Annotated in this window: 9 protein-coding genes; all 9 read right to left on the reverse strand. The window is 59.8% G+C overall.

Annotation, left to right across the window (positions count from 1 at the left end):
• Positions 1 to 370: 370 nt before the first annotated feature.
• Positions 371 to 1,552 carry a tetratricopeptide repeat protein gene (locus IC232_RS00570; protein ID WP_190842846.1) on the reverse strand — a complete coding sequence of 394 codons (1,182 nt, stop codon included), beginning with the start codon at positions 1,550 to 1,552 and terminating at the stop codon, positions 371 to 373.
• A gap of 216 nt (positions 1,553 to 1,768) precedes the next feature.
• A complete protein-coding gene (locus IC232_RS00575; protein WP_190842848.1) occupies positions 1,769 to 4,621 on the reverse strand; it encodes a tetratricopeptide repeat protein in 2,853 nt (950 codons plus the stop codon).
• Between the two features lie 72 nt (positions 4,622 to 4,693).
• On the reverse strand, positions 4,694 to 7,624 hold the full coding sequence (locus tag IC232_RS00580; protein WP_190842851.1) for an SEL1-like repeat protein: 2,931 nt from the start codon (positions 7,622 to 7,624) through the stop codon (positions 4,694 to 4,696).
• Positions 7,624 to 8,463, reverse strand: coding sequence for an alginate lyase family protein (locus tag IC232_RS00585; RefSeq protein ID WP_190842853.1), 840 nt, complete (start codon positions 8,461 to 8,463; stop codon positions 7,624 to 7,626). The genes IC232_RS00580 and IC232_RS00585 overlap by 1 nt, the downstream gene beginning before the upstream one ends.
• A 265-nt stretch (positions 8,464 to 8,728) precedes the next feature.
• Entirely contained in the window at positions 8,729 to 12,469 is a 3,741-nt protein-coding gene (locus IC232_RS00590; protein WP_190842855.1) for a right-handed parallel beta-helix repeat-containing protein, read from the reverse strand.
• The gene (locus IC232_RS00595) at positions 12,447 to 13,865 is read right to left on the reverse strand and encodes a mannose-1-phosphate guanylyltransferase/mannose-6-phosphate isomerase (protein ID WP_190842857.1); all 1,419 of its coding nucleotides are present in this window, start codon (positions 13,863 to 13,865) and stop codon (positions 12,447 to 12,449) included. The genes IC232_RS00590 and IC232_RS00595 overlap by 23 nt, the downstream gene beginning before the upstream one ends.
• A gap of 55 nt (positions 13,866 to 13,920) precedes the next feature.
• The gene (locus IC232_RS00600) at positions 13,921 to 15,126 is read right to left on the reverse strand and encodes a PilZ domain-containing protein (protein ID WP_190842859.1); all 1,206 of its coding nucleotides are present in this window, start codon (positions 15,124 to 15,126) and stop codon (positions 13,921 to 13,923) included.
• Positions 15,127 to 15,156: 30 nt separating this feature from the next.
• Entirely contained in the window at positions 15,157 to 16,749 is a 1,593-nt protein-coding gene (locus IC232_RS00605) for a glycosyltransferase (RefSeq protein ID WP_246811982.1), read from the reverse strand.
• Complete coding sequence (locus IC232_RS00610; protein ID WP_246811983.1) at positions 16,670 to 18,046, reverse strand: nucleotide sugar dehydrogenase; 1,377 nt, start codon at positions 18,044 to 18,046, stop codon at positions 16,670 to 16,672. Before IC232_RS00610 ends, IC232_RS00605 begins: the two co-directional genes overlap by 80 nt.
• Positions 18,047 to 18,069: the final 23 nt, after the last annotated feature.

The raw sequence follows: 18,069 nt of genomic DNA on the forward strand, positions 1-18,069 counted from the left end.
CCGCAGAGATTACCTCCAATTGTACAATTTAGCGGGCTGCCGAACATCCCTAATAAAGAGTTAAAAAACTATGCTTAGGTGGTAGAAGCTGAAATTATGCGAATATTGTTCGCAAGAGCTTCAATTGAACTAGTCTCAATGCTAATCTCGTTCCTTAATCAAGTAATATGGAGGTGCGCCACGTCGGAATATTTACTTATATGACAAGAGGCGCAAAGTTTATATCAGTACGTCAACATTCGCTTGAACCGAGCAACTGTCCTTGCCGAAGAAAGCAAAAGGCTGTCCTCTACGGGAAAATGAGCACGGCATATGCGCTGCGCCACATGTCCTAGAGAGTTGATATTCAGGGTTCGGATTTGACACTATATCACTGTATGGCGGCTTCGCTTGCTTGAGCAGGCTCGCCGACCGAGTTTGTCGTGACTGGGTCCCTCATCGAGCTCAGCGCCACGGCAGCGAGGGGATAGCCGCTGTCCCGAGCGCTGGTAATAAGTTCAACCGCCTTGTTGAGATCGGCCGTGACGCCTACACCCGACTTATACATGAGCCCTAGCTTATACTTGGCTTCTGGGTGTCCTGCGTCTGAAGCTTCCTGCAGCAGGGTGGCTGCCTTCTCTGGCGAGGCATCGACTCCGATCCCTTCAGAGTAAGCATGGGCGAGGCCAATAAGCGCTTCGGTGTTGCCTGCTGCCTTGGCCTTTTCGAGGGCTGCGACAATGTCAGAGACAAGCCCTCCTGGCGGCCGCAGGGCCAGCAGGCGCGAGAGGCTTTGCCCCGCCGCGATATTGGCCTTGTCCTGAGCGGCGAGGCCGTACCACTGCACCGCTCGCCGCTGATCCTCGACATCGCTGCTGCCTGAGAGTGCATTGGCCAGATGAGTGGCCGCGCCGCTATCACCGCGTTCGGCGGCGACCCGGATCAGGTGCCCTGCAGCGTCGCGGTCCTGGACACCCCGTGTCCCCCTCTCGAGATCGAGAGCAACCTGATAGACCGCGCTGGCCTTGATCTGGGCTGCGCGTTCGAAGAACCGGAGAGCGGCCGGCATGTCTTTTGGCCCTTCCGTGCCCAAGACGAGAGCCCATCCGATCTCAAGAAGGGTGCTCCGCTGGCGCCCCTCGTTCACGCCGTCGAGCCATTTCAGGGCAGTGCCCTCGTTGCGTTCCAATCCGCGCCCGGTACCATAGGCATAGGCCGCATGAGCCATGGCACGCTCGTGCCCGACCCGTGCAGCCCACAGATACCATTCTGCCGCTTTCTTCACATCGACCGGAACACCGTCGCCGCGGTCATACATGCTGGCGATGGCGAGAACCGAACTCGACGCCCCGCGGAGGGCCTCGAAGCGGAAACGCCGTTCAAGCTTTGCACGATCGTCCGCTCCAAGAATGATCTGGTTGCGTGCCATGATCTTGGCCATGAGACGTGTCGCCTCACGGTCTCCACGTGCGGACGCAATCTTGACGGCATCGAGGCCGGTCACAAAGTCCTGCGTGTCCATCTCCACGGTCAACGCCTTCTGTCCGAGCTTGAGAAGACGCAAGGTGGACATGGCTCGGAGCTGCGCCTGAGTCGGAGGCGCGGCTGGAACGGCAACCTGAGATGATCGCGGCTGTGTTCTGGTGACCGTATTGGAGGCTGCCATTGCGGCCGGTGCAATGCTCATCACAAGAGAGCTCAGGAGTACAATTTGGGTTGTTCTCTTCATTTGTCTCTCCTAACCGCCAAAGGTAGACGGCCACATGCGCTCTACGTTCCAACCGCTCGTTTACTTCCGGGTTGCCCCTTCAGCCGTCTTCAACCATTCCTGTGCTGCGATGGGATCAACATCCGTTCCGAAGCCAAGAGTCATAGCGAGGCTCAAGCCTTGCATGGCCTCTGCATCGCCGGCCTTTGCGGCCCGTTGCAGCCATTCAGTGCTGGCGCCAGCTGAAAGCTCTACGCCATAACCGGACGCATAGGCGCGTGAAAGCTCCTTCATCGCAGCAACATCGCCAGCCTCTGCGGCTTTCCGCAGCCAGGAGGCGCCGATATCCGGTTGTGGTGTCATCCCCAATCCAAGTTGCAAGCTGCGGCCGTATTCTCGCATGGCAGGCGCCAGGCCGCTTTCTGCGCTCTCCCTCAGGACGGCGATCGCCGCAGCTCCCTCGCTGCCGGGGGTAGCGGCAAGGCGGGACAGATCGGAGGCTACGCTGCCGTCGCCGCTGCGCAGAGCCTTCGATAGCCATTCGACAGCCATCTGCATGTTCTGCTCACCAAACTGGCCCGACGCATAACCACGTCCCAGATACCGCATGGCATCGGCCCGTCCGGCATCGGCAGCAAGCTTGATGTGGGTGATGGCCGCCTCTTTATCGGCCACTGCGCCAACGCCATCGATCATCGCCCTCCCCACCGCGAACAAAGCGGCAGGGTCTTTTGGGCCAGCCTGAAGATTGCCGAGGGCCTTTTCCATCCAGTACCGCGCACGATCCAGATGCTGAGCTCCGGGCGCTTTATGATAGGCTTGGGCAAGTTCGACCATGTCCCGTGCTACGCAGACCGGAAGCGCCTCAGCGCGCGAAAGCCAGCGTGCAGCCTCCGTTGCCTCCTTCGCACCTGACGCAAGCGCAATGGCAGCGCGGACATGGCCCGCGTCCGCTGCCACTCGTTTCCAGTCCTGTGCAGTCTTCCCAGTCGAAGACAGCAGATCACTTGGGGCCTCGGACAGTGCCAGCATGGCTGCCGCATTTCCGGAGGCTGCGGACGCCTGGAGAAGCTGCAGGCCCTGCAGCATATTTGCCTTGTCTCCCCGTTGCCCGATCAGAAGGCGTCCGAGCTCGAATTGGGCGCCCGGCTCCCCTTCCTGCGCGGCTTGCTCGAGAAGCGTTCTTGCTGCAGCGTCATCCCGATTCCCTTCCTCACCGCTCAGGATTCTGCGGGCCAGGAGGAGCAGGGCACGGGATCGTCCTTCTCCCGGTGCAAGCGCAGCACTCCGCCACCGATCGGCTGCCTGAACATCCTGCTTCACACCCAGACCTGACCGAAAAGCATGGGCGAGCAGAACCATGCTTTCCCGGTCGTCACGCTCTGCGGCGCGAAGGAGAGCCGCTGCGCTCTTCTGAGCTGATCCTTGATCGGATGCATTTCGTGATGCGCCCGTCAGAATGCTGCGGACATGCCCCGTCTCCGCTGCACGGTCCAACCAAGCCCTTGCCTGATTGGCATCGGGCGCAACAATCGCGCTGCAGGCATAAAGCTCCGCAAGAACGCCCATGGCCTCAGGATGGTTGCGGGCAGCGGCTTCCTTGAGCAGACGCAAGGGGGCCTCCGGGGATCCTTCCTGGGGATGGCTCAACAGGAGTTTTGCCATGTCGGTCAGAGCTCCCACATCGCCCCTGTCCGCGGCTTGTCGATAATAGGTCAGCGCTGCCTTGACGTCGGGTTGCCCATTCACCCCGATGGCATAGAGCCGCGCGAGGCCGACAAGAATGCTCGTGCTGTGGCTTGGCAGCCGACTTGCCTTGAGGAGGGCGTCCGCGGCCTTCGACAAATCGGGAGCAGCCCCGAACTCCCCGCGATAATGGCGAGAGAGAAGCTTGTATGCTTCAGAATCCGCATTGAGGCCGGCTCGCTCCAGCCATGTGATGCCCTTCGGGACGTCCTTGGGCGCTTTATCTCCGAGCATGAGGCGTTCGCCGAGCAGTGTCATGGCACGCGGCCTGCCGCCTTCCGCAGCCCGTTCGAGGTGGCGGATAAAACGATCCGGAGTGGCTTTGACACGCTCCTGCAGATAGATTTCGGCAAGGGCCAGATCGGCGTTCGTGTCGCCCTGGCGCGCGCCAGCCTCAAACCATTTGATCGCCTCCTCTATGCCGCCGGGAACGAGGCTTTCGTCGCTGAGGATCAACCCGATGCGATAAAGCGCGGAGCATCGCCCTCTGCTCAGGTCTCCGTGAAGGGATTGCAGCGCAAGATTGATCAGATCCTTGGTTCCAGCCTGAGGCACCGTGCCAAGACGTCCGCTGCGCTGAAGTCGGGCCAAGCCGATCAGACCGTCAACATGACCGGCTGTCGACGCGGCACGAAGGAGGCGCTCCGCCTCCGCCAAGCTGGCACTGCTGATCCGGCCTTGCTCATGGAGCTCTGCCAGGAGAACCGACGCGTCCAAGTTCAGCATGGATGAGGCCGTTGCAAGGTGCATCGCGGCTCGCTCAGGATCGACGGGCCCTGCAATCGGATCGAGAAGCAGCTTACCAAGTCGATAATGGGCCCGGCCTCGTCCAGGCCATGCCCTGTCCGAAAGGTCTTCGAGCAGGCGCCTCGCGGCAACGGGCTCGCGCTTGAGAGCGGCACTTCCCTCAGCATAGGCAATCGCCGCATCATACATTTCCTCAGGGTCGACAACCGGCTGAGACTTGTCCCATTGACTCCAATCGCGCGTCAGAAAAGGCTTTGGAACTGGTGTGCAGATCTTGCTGAAGTCCGACGTGGGTGCCAGCGACTGAGGAGGCGTGACTTGAGCCTCGGCAGATCCGGCGAGGACGATGAACGCGGTCAATGCCGTGCCGGCGAGAGTCGCTAAGGATTGCACCATGACGTTTCCTACTTTCATGCCGAGAGAGCGGATGAGGATCGTCATTGCCACGCTCCGTTCTGCTTGAACCTGCTCCGAGGCTCGCCGCCTCACACTGATTGCCACGTGGTCAACCTCTCATCCCGGCGCAGCCACTGACGCAGTGAGCCTCTGAAGCGCTTTGGCAGCCTGCGAATGGCCAACTTTTGCAGCCTTTTCGAGCCACTCCCGAGCCATTGCCTTGTCTTGCTCGGACACTCCTTGCTGATAGCGAACTGCGAGACGGTACATGGCAGCGGCATGGCCGCTCTGCGCAGCCTGCCTGAGCCACCGCTCAGCCTCACGAGCGTTAGGCTTCGCCCCCAGATCATGCAGACGATGGAGTTCGAACATCGCATCCGGCGAGCCAAGAGCCGCGGCCCGCTCCAGCCACATCTTCGCCAAAGCCGGGTCGGCGAGGGTACCGAAACCCTTCATCAGAGCGCGCGCCACTTCGATCATTGCGGTTTGCGAGCCCGCCTCTGCAGCGCGAAGGTAGGAAGCGAAAGCTCCTTCTGCATCGACCGTCGCCGCAAGGCCGGACAGTTTCGCGCTGCCGAGCTGAACCTTCGCGTCGATCACGCCGGCTTCGCCCGCGCGGGAAAGCCAATGATCCGATTTCTGGCTGTCGCGGTCCACTCCCGCGCCATAAAGATATGCAGTCCCAAGGCGAACCTGCCCCTCCGGATCTCCCTGACGAGCTGCCTGAGTGTAGAATTCAGCCGCCAGACGCCGGTTCGGAGCAACTCCGTCACCACGGGCATAGGCATCGCCCAAGGCAATCTGGATTTTCGTGTCGCCTGGTTCGTCCCTGTAGATCTCGCGGTAGAGTGCGAATGCCCGAGCGGGATCGCGCTGCAGCCCATCACCGTCCCGGTATGCTTTAGCGAGAATGAAGCGCGCTCCATCATGTCCAAGCTGAATGGCACGGCGAAACAAAGCTTCGGCTCGCGCCGGATCGCGCTGGATGCCCGTTCCATGTAGAAGTGCGGTTGCCATCAGCGTCATGGCTTCCGAGTTGTTCTTCCTGACCAACGCTTCCAATGCGGAAGAACCGTGCTCAGTGGATGCTGCATCCGGGAGCCGCAGATACATCGAGGCAATCCTGCTGGCCTGATCGTCATCCCTCGCCATGGCCTTCTCGGCAACGGAGAGCCACCTGCGCGCAGCGCCTTGCTGTTCTGCAGTCGCCTGACCAGACAGGTAGAGTTCCGCCAAGTTCAGTGCAGCTTCCGCGCTGCCGCTGTCTGCGGATCTCTTGAGCGTCATCTCGGCGAGCGTGCGCTCCCCGCGAACGAGATAAAGCTTTGCCAAGGCAATCGGCGCACGAGCATCGCCGGCGCGGATGGCCTTCTCGAGCGAGTCACGAGCCAGATTAAAATGTCCGGGTCCGCCGGCGCGCGAATAGAGAGAGCTCAACTCGACCATGGCAGCGCCACTGCCGGCAGCCGCCGCGCGGCTGAACCATGTTGCGGCAAGCGCCTGATCCTGGGGCACTCCCCTGCCCTCATTGAACATCTTGCCGAGGCGAACCATCCCGATCGCACTGTTGGCTTCGGCCGCCTTGCGGTACCAGTCCAGGGCCTGTGGAGCCTCCAGCCCCGCAGAGCGCCCGGCATAGACATCCCCGAGACGGATGTAAGCTACAGGTGATCCGCTTGCGGCCGCTCGCTGGTACCATTGCATGGCTGCGGCTTGCGATTCCGGAACACCCTGCCCGAGCAGCAGCGCGTCTCCCATCACGACAGCTGCCTTGACGTGCCCGCGCTCCGCCGCCGTTCTAAGGCGTTCGATGGCCGTCGGGAGCATTCCGCCTGTTAGCGCATCCTGGTGGTTCAGCGCGGTACGGGCGAACTCGTAATAGGCCATCGTGTTGTCGCCGGCCGCTGCTCTGTCAAAGAGCTTCAGGGCAAGCGGAACATCGCGTTCGATCAGCACGCCATCGCGAACATGACGCCCGAGAGCCAGGAGCGCCGTTATATCGTCATCCACCCGCTGCAGCGCCTCATGCAGAAGGCCCTTGGCAGCTACACGTCCTTCGTCACCAAACTGGCTGCGGATTTCTGCCGCTAGGACCAGCGCGCGAGGCGCTTTCGTGTCAATGGCACGGTTGAGCCACAGTTCCGCGACACTGTTCTGCACACCGAGAGCGGCACCATTGTAAGGATCCTCCGCCAGGATCATGGCAGCCTCGACGGAACCACGCTCAGCCGCCTTCACAAAAGCATTCCGGGCTTCCTGCGGCTGTCGCAGAGGCGACTTCGGATCGAGGCGCAGACGGCCCAAATGCAAGGCAGCTTCCGCATCACCGAGTTCGATAGCCCGCTGATACCACTCGATCGCGGCGCTCAGGCGCTCCGGCCCATCACCCGTTGTCCGATAGTGATCGGCCAGTGTTCTCGCTGCTTCAGCAGATCCCTGCCTGGCCTCCTGGAAGAGAAGCCTTAATCCCTGCGTTGCAAATATGTTTGCTTTTGCGGGATCCGTCTCCAACCGCGCCAGGGCAAGGCCCGATGGACCATGCTCCGACCGCAGAGCAATCTGGTACAGATTTTTTGCCGCTTCGAGATCCCGCCTTCCACCGGCGCCCGCTTCCATCAAACCGGCCAGAAGGAAGGCGGCTTCGTGGTTCTGCAGCGCTGCTGCCCGGCGCAAGAGTTCCATCGCCTTCTGAATGGAAGGCTGATCTTTGTCGCGCGACAGGATCAGCTTGGCTCGCCGCACGGCGGCAGAGGGCCAGTGCGCTCCTGGCATTGCGAGCGCTTGGTCGTAAAGGCGCTCTGCCTCGTCGAGGCGACGGGCTTTGAGGGGATTGGTTTCGCTGACCGGAACTCCGTCCTGAAGCAGTCGCCCTTGCTCAAGGAGGGAATTGGGATCGGTCCGCTGCTTCAACTCTGCCATCTTCGCCGTTGCCGCACGATAGCGGGCTTGAGGTTCTGTGGGCGCCGTATCCTGTGCCTGGACTGCCGAGCACAACAGCATGACGGAGATGGCGACAGTGCTGGCGAGGAGTGGTTTGATCTTAGCCATCAGCGTCCCCAAAAGCATGTGGCATTGCCACCAACGAATTCATCGATGAGCGGTCGATCCTGACGAATGTTGCGCACGAACAATGCTTTCAGCCTTTTCGTGGCGAGGCCTGCCCGATCCCGTGTGATCAGGGGCTCGATCCAAGCCATATAGTGCCGTCCATGGCTGCGCTTCGTCATAAAACCAAGATCCTGGCGGCGGGCGTCCGTCTCCCCGCCTGGAATGTAGTTCTCGGACGCATAGGCCATGACGACGTTGGGCTCCGCTATTCCATTCAGGAGGTAGGACGCGATCCGGTCGAAATTCACTTCTCCAACCCGGAGGTCGTAGAGATTGGTGCCGTGCGTGGCTGCCACCTCTGCCATCACGGTGAGGCTCGCCAGAGACTGGCGCATGTACCAGAGAGACCTCGCCCCTCGCCTCGTCTCCAAGGCGAGGCTTCCATCAGTGCGCGCTTCTGCCAGGATCGCGCGATAGCGCTCGTCCCCTTTTGCGTAGAGAGCCTCATCTTTTATGACAGCTCCCCACGTCATCAGCAGACTGTCTGCGAGATAACGGTGGTTGTTGCGATCGACGGCGCCGTCGAAGGCTCTATCGGCCTTGCGGACCAGAGGATCGATCCAGTCGGCTAGCACCCGATTCTGCCCCTCATCCAGCCCCCGTTGCAATACGGAAAACGCCACGACGGTGGGCAGTAGGACGCGTTTCAATGCATAATAGGCGTCGTGCTCGACCTCCGTATCGGCGAAAGCCTTTGCCTTGGCCCAGGCGAGCAGAAGATCACGCAGGGAGGCTTCTGAAGCAGCATCCCCCGCCAGAGCGCGCCCGGTGAGAACCATGACAGCCCAGGCATAATCATTGGCAGCCCCGTCCGTCCCGTACCCTTCAGTTCCTTTTAGGCGATCGATCGGTTTGAGGCTGCTCCATGCTGGATCGCGCGGTACAGCAAGGCAGGCCGCGCGCGCACTTGTGAAAGCTGGCTGCCCCAGTGCTGCCCTGCGGAGCTCCACATCAAAGAGTCCGTTCCCTTTGCTCTGAGCGTGAGACGAAACGATCGTCAGAAGATTCAGCAGGAGAACGATGAGAACCGGTTTCATGCTGACCCTATGTGCCTTGAGGAGTGCTGGAGAAGGCACGATGCTGTACGCTTCCATTGACATCGGTGCAGTCGGATCCGCCTTGAGACCTGAAGACCTGCAACTCACTTTCTCCCTGGAAGAAGCCCTGCTGCCGCAAGCGGCACGCGGAAACCGGCTTCGCCGGCCGGCAGGTGCTCGCAACGAGAACATCCGATTGAGAAGTAAGGCGTAGGATCTGACCTTCCAGTCCGCGAATGTCGCCGCCAAGGAGACGACGGGACTGCTTCACGAACCTGTTGGATGACATGGCAAGGCTCGAGACTCCTTGCGCGTTGATGCCGACTCCGTTGGCAGAGAAGCGATTGTGCCTAAGAGACAGGCTGGTCAATGGAGAATAGCTGGCGGGATCAGGGCTTGGGCTTGGCCCACCTTTCTGCGTCATGATGTTGGCGATGTAGGCGCTGACGCCGGAATTGGCATTGGCCTCGATGCGGTTCGAATAAGCCCCGACGTCGATGCTGTTACGCACCTTCAAGCCATCTCTCCTGTTGCCCCCAAGATAGTTGTTGGTCAAAACGTTGCAGGAGCTCTCGAATATGGTCACTCCGTCCTGCTCGTTGCGGAAGGAGCTGTTAGCATGAACGACATTGTTCGTGCTGTTTCGGTCGATGACGATACCCGAACCGGCATTGTCGAACGTCATGTTGCCTACGATCAACCCATCATTGACCTCACGCGAGATGGTGATCCCGTGCCGTTGCTTCGTGCCATAAGCTGTGTTGAGGGCGACAATGGTCTCCCTTGTGCGGTCATGAGCGTCCAGAGCATAGACGACGCTGTCCCGGAACTCATTGCCGACGACCTGGATGCGCTCGGCCTCGTAGGAATAGAAGCCGAAATGGAGATTACGGAATACGCTGTCGACGACCGTGCCCGTGGGACGCGCCTGATCTCGCAGTTCCGCTACATGCTCCGGTCCTGACGAATAGCTCAACCCAAAAGACTTGGCGTTGTCGTACCCGAGGGCCACGAGAGTGGACGAAGCCACGTTCATGCGCCCATCTCCCCAGGTGAGGAGGAAGGGCCGGAAGTTGCTGGACTTGTCAGGGTCAGCCCAGAGGGGACGCCCAGACGCCTCGTCGTACCCAACGACCTCCGCATCAACGATGTGCACGTTGCCCGCATTGACGATAAAGGCGCCGGCGCTTGCACTGAGCCGATAGGCCGGGGTGTCAAGGCGAGACAGAATGAGTGTGGCTCCAGGAGCGACGAAAATCGGGGCGCGCACCGTCACAGCGCCAGCACTATGCTCGATAAGATCCCGTCCGTCGGTGCCCTGGAGCTGGCGAGCAACCATTCCCAGTGTCGCAGTACCGCTTTGAATCACGACAACCCGGGGCGATGACAGGCCCTGATGTCGGATTGCCTGCTCCAAGCGCGTACTTCCCTGCTCATCATCCTCGAAAAATTTTGCGATGTAGGGATTATGATTTGCAAAAGTGGTTCCGACGACTGCGTCGCTAGGCCATGGCGTGCCCGCTCTGACATCTGCAGCCGTCACGAAACTCCGAGGGAGTTGCTCCATCGCGTCGGTGGTCTTTCCAGCATCTCCCAGAATGAGCGCAAGGCCCCTTCGAGTCTGAATTTCCTGCACCGTTTCGTCCGGTTCTTCGGAAACGGATGCGACCGTCTGCACATCTGGCAGTGCGGCGACGCTGGGCTCTTCTGCCGACGGGCTTCTGAGAAGATCAGCCCGGACCTCGGCCAAGCGCCGGAAAGTCGATCCACGGACCCGCTCGTCCTGGATCGTACGGATCAGATCGGCAGCATGGATGCCACCTTCCGGAAGAGCGGCGAGTTCAAGCGCAAGCTCCGCCTTGTCCTCATCGGCTTCGATTCTTTCTAACCCGCGCGATAGCAGAACATCAGGAATCTCGCCGCGCTTCTTCTTCCCGACCAGATCCCTTACATCGGCCGCAACGATCAGCTGTTCGGCGCGTGTGCGAATGCCGGCGTCGGCGATACGCCGGACGAGTTCACTTGCCTGAACATTATTCGTCATTAGGGCCAGAGACCTGATGATCTCCAGGATCGCCTTGTCTCGCGTCCCTGCGTCGAGCCCCTCGGCAATTCGGACGACACCGTTTAACGCGCGGTCACTTATTTCCTTTTTATTTAGCTGCCCAGCCTGACGGGCAACTTCCGAGAGAGCCGCAAGACGAGAGTCAGTATCCTCTATTTGTTCGGCCACCGACATTGCCTGATTGAAATCGCCGGCTCGAGAGCGAACGCTGGCAACAGCCGCGAGACCACGTCCCACATCCTTTGCCCCGACCAGTTCGGGAATGATCTGCATGGCGCCAGCGATGTCTCCAGCTCTGGCCTTCGCCCGTGCGACGCCGCTCAGCGCATAGGAGCGATGATTTTTTTCGATGAGGCGCGGCAGCAGGGCCTCGGCGTCAGGCACCCGACCACGGTCTGCCAGCTTCTTCACCAATTCGCTGAGGACGGATGATCCCTCCGCGTCGGACTCGATCCGCTTGGCATAGTGCAACGCTTCATCCAGGCGCTCGGAGCGTGTGAGCGCCCGGACGACATCGGGAATAGACACGCGTTGCTTGGCTTCGCCATAAGCCTCGATTTGCTTGGTGCTTGCGGACAGGAGATGACTGGCCATGGCATCATAACCGGCCTGCTTCAGATCCACGGCAAGCTTCATCTGGATTGAAATCTTGCCAGGGCTGTCCTGCATGGCGTTGAGCATGTCGGCGGCTCGAAGCGGTGTACCTCGATCAGCATAGCTTCTCGCGAGCGCAGCGATGGCCTTGTCCTGGCTGCTCGCACTGGTGATCCCTTGTGCCGCCAGAAGGGCGAACCTGTCGTCCTTTTTGGAAAGCGCAGCATCGGTAAGGCTGGAAAGCAGCTCATCTTTTGCTTTGCTGTCCAGAAGCGAAAGCGCCAGCAAGGTGCTCCCGGGAAGATCTCCCGCTTCAAGCCGACGCTTGGCCTCTGCTATGAGCTTAGGGTCAGTGGCCTTCTCCCAGACACTGCCCTTGATCTGGATCCGGGCCAGTTCATGGCGCGCATGAGCTCGGTCACGGGATTGAGGAATTCGGGTGACGGCACGATCAGCGAGATCCGAGCCCATTGACCCCAGACCTGCTGCAATGCGGGCTGCAGCTTTGTAAGCTCCCCCGCGTGTGCCTAGCTCAGAGATCTGATCGGCAGCCTCGATCGCAAGTGAAGCATACCTCAGCGCGCGGTCCTGAGCGCCGGCTTTGGCATAGGCGTGGGCAAGATCCACGAAAGCGGCAGACCGGTAGGCAGGTGACCTCTGTTCGCCGGCGATCTGATGCAGCGACACGCCCACCTCAACACGATCGGAAGCAGACGGAGCACCCATGAGATCGTTAAGGGAAGACTGAAGAAGGAAGGAGCTGAGGATGTCATGGCTCAAACCATCATCTGCAAGCCGCATCAATTCGGCCCGAGCTCCGTCGCGCAGCTCCGCCGATCCTGCAACATCCTGGCCGGCAAACTTCTCAAGCAGTCTCAACCTAGCCCTTGCAACCTGATAAAACCCGGCCTTCTGCTTCAGGTTGACGCCATTCTGCTCGGCGGAAAGAAACGTCTGGCGGGCCTCGTCCGCAAGGCGGGACACCTCATTGCCGCCCTGGGCCATGGCGCTGGAAACCAGCGCCATGGAGATGACCAGGAGGGCAGCACGCAATCGACGTCGACCGTCAGATCGTGACGATGCGGTCATACTGATCCTCCAGACGCACAATGTCGTCTTCGCCGAGATACGTGCCGCACTGAACCTCGATCAGGTGAAGTTCGTCGTCACCGATATTCTCTAGCCTGTGAACGTCGCCTTTGGGGATATAGACCGACTCGTTGGCCTTCATGACGAAGACCCTCTCACCGACAGTGACGCGGGCAGTTCCGGAAACAACGGTCCAATGCTCAGAGCGGTGATGATGGTACTGCAGCGAAAGCCGTCCTGCCACGTCGACGACGATGTGCTTGACCTGGAAGGTCTCACCAACGCGCAGGGACTCGTAGGATCCCCATGGACGGCGCACCCTCTTGTGCGTGTTCGCCTCCGGACGCTTCGCGGCCGCAAGTTCCGCTGCGAGGCGACCGACATTCTGGGCTTGGTCGAGGGAGCTGACGAGGACGGCATCAGCCGTGTCGATCACCACCACCTTTTCGACACCCATGACGGCAACGAGCCTGGAATTGCCGAGAACATAGCTGTCGTGCACATCCTGAAGGAGCGTGTCTCCGCGGGATACATTGCCGTTGCCGTCCTTGTTTCCCACATCCCACAGGGCCGACCAGGACCCAAGGTCACGCCATTCGGGCGCCACAGGAACGCAGACCAGCCGGTCGCTTCTCTCCATAACGGCATAGTCGATCGAGATGACCGGGGCCGTATCGAAGTCAGCTGCGAGACGGATCGTATCATTACCGCGCTGGGCTGTAGAGAGCGCGCGGCGGGCGCAGGCCAGGACGTCCGGTGCGTACCTCTCGAGCTCTTCCAGGATCGTTCGAGCGGTAAACATGAAGATACCGCTGTTCCAGAGGTGGCGACCACCAGCCACCAATGTCTCCGCCACAGCCTGCTTCGGCTTCTCGACGAAGCCTGCAACCTTGAAGCTGGCGCCATCGAAAGCCTCGCCAACTTCAATGTAACCGAAGCCCGTTTCAGGATTGGTCGGACGGATGCCGAAGAGAACGATCTGGCCTCGACGTGCCGCCATCGCGGCTTGCGACACGGCCTGCGTGAACACCTCGGTTTGTTCGATGACATGATCGCTTGGTGCAACAAGCATCAGCCGATCAGGATCCTCTTCCGCAATCAGAGCTGCGGCGGCCGCTATGGCGGGCCCCGTGCTCCGCACGCATGGCTCAACCAGAAGCCGGGCAGCCCCGGTGCTCAGCTGTCCGATCTCTCGCAATGCAAGATCGCGATGGTTGGTGTTCACGACGATGAGCGGCTCGGCGTACTGCTCCGTGCGGAAGCGCTGAACCGTCTGCTGAAACAGGCTTTCGCTGCCGGAAAGAGCATGAAACTGCTTTGGCTCACTGGACCGCGAAATCGGCCATAGACGGGTGCCTGAGCCACCGCACATGAGAACCGGAATAATATTGTCCATTGCTGATCTCCAAAAAAATTCAAGTGATGTCATCCGGTTGATGGCCCGGGCCCATTCATTCCCCAGAATTGAGCCCGGCCAGCCGCCTTCCATTCTCACTTTGAGGCTCTGTGGCCTTTTTTTGTGCATTGGCCGTCGCGCTGTCCTTAGACAGGATAGCTGCAATCTTGTTGCCTGCCCAGTTCACAGCCGTTTGGAGCTTGCTGACGGCAGATCCGATCGAAGATCCGGAAAATGTATTGAACACCACGGATACGGGCTGGCCGATCGTCGATGCTCCGAGCTCGCGGCCGGGGGCCAGTCTGACGATCAATCGTCCGGCGAGGGAAGGATCTTCGAAGGATGGCAGCCGCTCAATATTAGCTTCCCTTACGCGAGTTCCGTCAGCATATTCGATGACGGCATTGGCCCCTTTGTAGAACCGCAACGCCTGATCCTGCGGAATGCTGGCGGTGATGTAAGGATTACTGGTCTTCTCCCGCAGAGTAAGGATCGGCGCTCCTTCCCGGACGAAGTTGGCAGTCCGGCTGTATCGGGCCTGAACCACGCAGTTGCAGGGACTGTCAATGACGATGCTGTTGCCCTGCGTGCCTTGGATTGTGAGGAGCGGCTCACCAGCTTTGACCTCGTTTCCGGCAGCCATGAAAGTGAGTTGTCCGTTCGATGGAGCGGGCACGGTGACGAGGTCGGCTGTGATCTGGGCCGACTGTGCCGGGATCAGGTAGAAACGGTCGAACAGGCTCGTCCCGACAAAGCCCAGAAGTAGCAAAGTCGCCGCGCCGATGCCGATATAGCCTGCTGCGCTTCGTCCCCGATGGGCAAGGTTGGCCATGATGCCCTTGGGCTGAGGCCGTGGAGGAACCTCCCGGGTTTTCCCCTCGTTGCGCCGAGCGACGACATCCAGCACGTCTCCTGCCTCCACGACCTCCCCGGCAAGATATGCGTCGAGGATGAATCGCAGGAGGCTATGCTGACGTGGAGAGACATCGATAAAGCGAAGGCCGATTCTGTTGTGCTCGTCTGCGACGTAACGAACTTCCGCATTGATGGGCAGGGTCAGTTCATAACCGCTGAACGGAAAGGCGAGCGTCAGATCGAGCACCTGGCCCAGTTTGGCGTCAAGCGAGCCGGTCCGAAGTCCCAGACCGCCGACCGAAATATCGACGACCGCGAGCTGCGCTCCATTGTGAATGCATTTCACGGGCAAGCGGTACCGAGGATGCTGCCTTTGAACCTCGGCCTCATGCGTAATTTTCGACATTGGTACGGTCTCCAAGCGGCAACGCTGTCATCAAGGAAGGAAGAACATGGGGTTTGGCGTTGGAAGGAGGTTCATTCCCCAGGCCAAAACCGATACGAAGGCGATAAGCGCGACACTATGCATGTACGCCGACATGAAGTTGCTTGCGATCAGGGGGCGCTTTGCCACATTCGCAGATGTCGTCTTCTGTCGTGTCCATTTCTGACGGTCGAGGCGGAACGTCACGTGGACCTTGATCAGCGATCCGAAGATCTGATTGAAGTAGAGAAGGAAAGGATAGAAAACCGACACTCTTGGGCGAGACGCCAGGAGAGACAGGGTCAGGATGTAGCGGGTGGTCAGGATCCAGAGCGCATACAGAAGGAGTGCGTATCCGCTGATGAAGATCCCGGCCAGAAGTGCAACGAAGAAGCCGACGAGAGAGGTCCACATCGACAGACGCTGATCGAGGATGGACCACCACGTGAACAGACCGATCCTCCAAGGCCCGAGAGCAAGAGCCCTCGAATTCGTACGCAGCATGTTGCCGAACCACCGCACCATCAGCATGGCTGCAGCCGAGACGAAGTTCTCCGATGGCGGATCCTCCACCGTCAGAACGGAGACGTCCGGTACGTAGAGCATCTTGTAGCCATTCCGAAGCAGCCAGAACCAGCTCGACTTGTCGTCCCCGGTGAGGAACTTGAATCGGCCGAGGCGCCAATGATCGACGTAGTCGAGCTCCACTTGGCGGATGAATTCCGGATTGCACACGATGCTTGCGCGGAACATCGACATGCGGCCGGTCAAGGTCAGGACCCGCTCAGACAGGCCGACCGATGACATCAGAGTATGCCGTTGCGCAAACCGCAGAGCGTACCACTCCTGGAAGATGCGACTGCCGCGGACTTCGCTCGTCTCGTCAGTTGTTAGCGCACCCACCATCGGATCCAGCTGAAAGAAGCCGACGCATTTCTGCACGAGATCGCGCGGAACGATGCTGTCGCCGTCTATCACGGCAACCACATCATCAGGAGCTGGAGCGCGGCGAGCGACGGCCCTGAAGCCGTAAGCGAGAGCATCCCGCTTGCCCGTCCCGGCGATCCTGACGATAACCAGATCAACCCTGTCCTGATGACCGCAGATTGCCTGATAGAGGCTCTTGATGAGCCGCTGATCACCAGCCTCGACGATCGATGCAACCACTGTGGCCTTTCCGGGCGCAGCCAACGCAGCCTCAAAGGCTGCTCTGTAGACGCGCGTAGTCACCGCGCTGTCGATCCGAAACGTCGTCACGAGGAGAAACGTATTCGGAGGATCGTGCTTGACTGCCTCATCGGCAGCCTTCCGCTGGCGGGGAAAGACCGACTTGCGGAAAATGAGCGCACGGACGAAGTGCAGCATGCCCCATCCGTAGCGCCACATGGCCAGTATTCCGATGGCTCCGATCACACCGGCTCCGACAGAGACATAAGCTCCAGGCGGAAGCGCGGCGGCAAAAGCCGCCACGGCAACCACGTAGAGAATATGCGCCCCAATCGACTCCGAGAGACGGATACTGCCGTTACCAGCAGATTCCCTGATAGAAGTCACCTGAGCACCTTGCTTGGTCGATACGAACGAGATCGATGAGGGGCCGGTCATCCTGCACGACATCCAGGAGGCGCTTGGCTTCGTCACGATTCCCGAGGACGAACACCTCAGCGTGATCCACCACCTCGTTAACATCGGCCGTCAGCAGAGACGTCAGATGGGGAAGGTGCGCTTTCACGAACTGAAGGTTCGCGCCGGTCAGCTTGGAGACCTGAATGTTCGGATCATAGATACGGATGTCGTATCCGCGGCCATAAAGGCGCTCTGCAAGCTCCACCAGCGGACTCTCGCGCAGATCGTCGGTTTCGGGCTTGAAGCTCAAGCCGATGATGCCGATCCGACGCTTGCCCGTTGCGGCAACCATCGAGTATGCGCGCCGCAGCTGCTCTTCGTTCGCATCCATCGTCGCGTCGAGGATAGGCGTGGGAACGTCCAGCTTCCGGGCAGCGAATCGCAGAGCCCGCAGGTCCTTCGGCAGGCAAGACCCACCGAAAGCAAAGCCGGGCTTGAGATAGGCCTTGGAAATGTTGAGCCGATTGTCCGCGCAGAGCACGTCCATCACGGCATGACCATCGATGCCTGCTTCCTTGCAGATATTGCCGATTTCATTGGCAAAGCTGATCTTGAGGGCATGCCAAGCATTGTTGGTGTACTTCACCGCTTCGGCAGTTCGGATGGAAACAACCCTAGGCTCGACCTTGAAAATCTTGTGGATCTCAAGCAGACGATCAACAGTCGCCTGATCATGACGTCCGAAGATGATGGCGCCCGGATCGTAGTAGTCACTAATGGCGGTGCTTTCCCGCAGGAACTCCGGGTAATATGCAACGCCGAAGCCTACGCCGGCCTGACGGCCGGAAGCGCGCTCAAGAGCAGGCAGAACGATGCTTTCCATTGTGCCTGGCAAGATCGTGGAGCGCATGACGACTGAATGGAAGGAGTTTTTCTCCCGGATCGCCGCGCCGATCTGCTCAGCGGCGGCGCTGACATAGGTAGTATCGAGGGAGCCGTTTGAACGTGAGGGTGTTCCAACGCAAACGAACGACAGATCCGTGCCATTGACAGCTTCGCGAACGTCGCTGGTTGCCATGAGGCGCCGGCTGCGGATTCCGCTTTGTATCATCTCTCCTAAGCCTGGCTCTACGATCGGGCTGATACCCTCGTTGAGAGGCCCCACTTTCTGGGGGTTTGGATCGACTGCAATGACGTGATGGCCGTCATTGGCCAAGCACGCCGATGAGACCGCTCCGACATAGCCAATCCCAAAGACACTAATTTGCATCAGGCTGTTCCTACCGACTAACAGTGGAATCGAGGCGCCAAAAGAATTGCGCCGGGTGTAGCCCAATAAATACTCCTGCTTTACTCAAA

It is taken from the genome of Microvirga sp., assembly GCF_014699075.1.
Lineage (GTDB): Bacteria > Pseudomonadota > Alphaproteobacteria > Rhizobiales > Beijerinckiaceae > Microvirga.